The sequence below is a fragment of the Thauera sp. WH-2 genome (assembly GCF_048321015.1).
GTDB lineage: Bacteria > Pseudomonadota > Gammaproteobacteria > Burkholderiales > Rhodocyclaceae > Thauera.
This window is the reverse complement of the sequence record NZ_JBLWFG010000028.1, coordinates 1-1,309: the sequence shown is the minus strand read 5'-3', so window position 1 is coordinate 1,309 and position 1,309 is coordinate 1. Positions and strand designations below refer to the sequence as shown.

The following is a 1,309-nucleotide window of genomic DNA, read 5'->3' as shown; positions in this document are numbered from 1 at the left end:
TGGGTTCGACTTCGATTCGCTCATTGCCACTGACGGGGAGGAAACCGACCACTTCAACGCTGCGCTGAAGCGGCCGAGTCAGATCCAGATGTACCTGGCGCGCGTCACGCCCGGTTCCGACGATCAATACCCGCGGAATGAACATACCCGCGGCCTGTCGTTGATTGAACACCCCGCGCGCAAGTAGCAGCACACCCAACGACACCAGTATGCTCCACTGCAGTGCAAGCGGAGCCATCTCTGCCCACGGGAGCACTCGGAACACGAAATACGCAACGGGGATACTTACCACGAGCGAAAGCAGCACGCGCACTGCGGCCTGACGGCGGGACCGCTCATAGAAGGGCCGGTACAGCCCCATCGCAGCGTTCATCCCCACCATCAGTGCTGCGAAGGTGAGCGCCGAGGGCACGCACGCCACCCATTCAAGTCCTTCGTGCGAACCGAGGACTGCGATAGCACAAAGGACCACGGAAAAAAGGACCGCGGCATCGAACAACACCTGCTGCAGCGCATGCGTCGGCAAGTAGTGACTGAATACCTTCAACATGGACTACCCCTGGCTTCGGTACAGCAGGACCGGAACTACGTCCCGCCGGAGAATTGATCGCCCCGCGTTCTTTCGAGGCACAACGAATTCACTCTAGACAATGCCTTCCTCAATGGATGTGAAGGGCATCACACCCCGGCCCAGAATGGACGCTTGCACCCCTGCGCACAGGCACAATCCTACTGCATTCTTACACCGTGATGCGGCAGCGCAGCATGCACGATTGATTTTCGTGCAACGACCCTGTAGGGTCGGAGCATTCCAGTCAGTTGCCAGGAGCAAACCATGAGTGATTCCACCAGAGATTTCACAGCCGTGTATGGACATGCGTTCGAGGAACTCCACCTCGGCATGAGCGCCTCGGTTTCCCGTACGGTCAGTGAAGCCGACATCCTGATGTTTGCGGGCGTTTCGGGTGATACCAACCCCGTTCATCTCGACGAAGAGTTCGCCGCCAGCACCATGTTCGGTGGGCGCATCGCACACGGCATGCTTTCAGCCGGCCTGATTTCGGCCGTTTTCGGCACCCGTCTCCCCGGCCCGGGCTGCATCTATCTCTCCCAGACACTCAAGTTCAAGGCGCCGGTGAAAGTTGGCGATACCGTCGTTGCCTGCGTGACGGTTAAGGAGCTCAAAGCTGAGAAGCGCCGGGCGATCTTCTCGACGGTCTGCACCGTGCGTGGCAGCGTAGTTCTTGAAGGGGAAGCCGAAATGCTCGTTCCGAAACGCGACTGAGTATCGGTGAGTAGACGCAAGACA

General features: G+C 59.0%; 2 protein-coding genes. One reads left to right on the top strand and one right to left on the bottom strand.

All coding sequences use genetic code 11. The features are described from left to right. A partial coding sequence (locus tag ACNKW1_RS15720) for a nucleoside-diphosphate sugar epimerase/dehydratase (RefSeq protein ID WP_418365515.1) occupies nt 1-550 on the bottom strand: 550 nt, incomplete at its 3' end. Between the two features lie 285 nt (nt 551-835). On the opposite strand from ACNKW1_RS15720, the gene ACNKW1_RS15715 reads away from it, so the two are divergent. Next, nucleotides 836-1,285 (top strand): MaoC family dehydratase, encoded by a 450-nt coding sequence (locus ACNKW1_RS15715; protein ID WP_418365514.1) that lies wholly within the window; start codon nt 836-838, stop codon nt 1,283-1,285. The last annotated feature ends 24 nt before the right edge of the window (nt 1,286-1,309 follow it).

Bases quoted from the DNA above. Each gene is read 5' to 3' on its own strand.
- ACNKW1_RS15715 (WP_418365514.1), top strand. From the start codon at position 836: ATGAGTGATTCCACCAGAGATTTCACAGCCGTGTATGGACATGCGTTC.